This window comes from Clostridium polyendosporum (assembly GCF_018332455.1).
In the GTDB taxonomy this organism is placed as follows: domain Bacteria; phylum Bacillota; class Clostridia; order Clostridiales; family Clostridiaceae; genus Clostridium_AY; species Clostridium_AY polyendosporum.
Genome location: NZ_BOPZ01000093.1, coordinates 1 through 329, shown reverse-complemented (window position 1 = coordinate 329; position 329 = coordinate 1). Strand labels below are relative to the sequence as shown.

At 34.3% G+C, this 329-nt stretch carries 1 protein-coding gene; it reads right to left on the bottom strand.

Going from position 1 to position 329, the window contains the following annotated elements:
* Nucleotides 1-329, bottom strand: a 329-nt coding sequence (locus CPJCM30710_RS17955; RefSeq protein WP_246503582.1) for a transposase, incomplete at both ends; no start/stop codon positions are given.

Here is a 329-nt window from a genome sequence, read left to right as displayed (position 1 = left end):
TATAGAAGATAGTCTCATTGCTATCTTCTTCATATTCTGAACTGCTGCTGTTAATAAGCATTGTTCAGAAACTTTGTTAAGTCCGCGCATACGCGCATAGCGAAGCCCGTGGAGATTTTTTGAATCTGCAAAGCTTCGCTCAACTGTTTCTTTCCTTCTATTGTATATACCTTTTCCCTTTTCAGTTTTAAGGAAATTTTTATTATCGTCTTTATGATCTTCCCAAACATGTCTTCTAACGGTTTTATATCTAGCCTTGTCACTTATACATTTATCTTTAAAAGGACAGTGCAAACATAATTCTTCAAAACATCTATATTCTCTATACC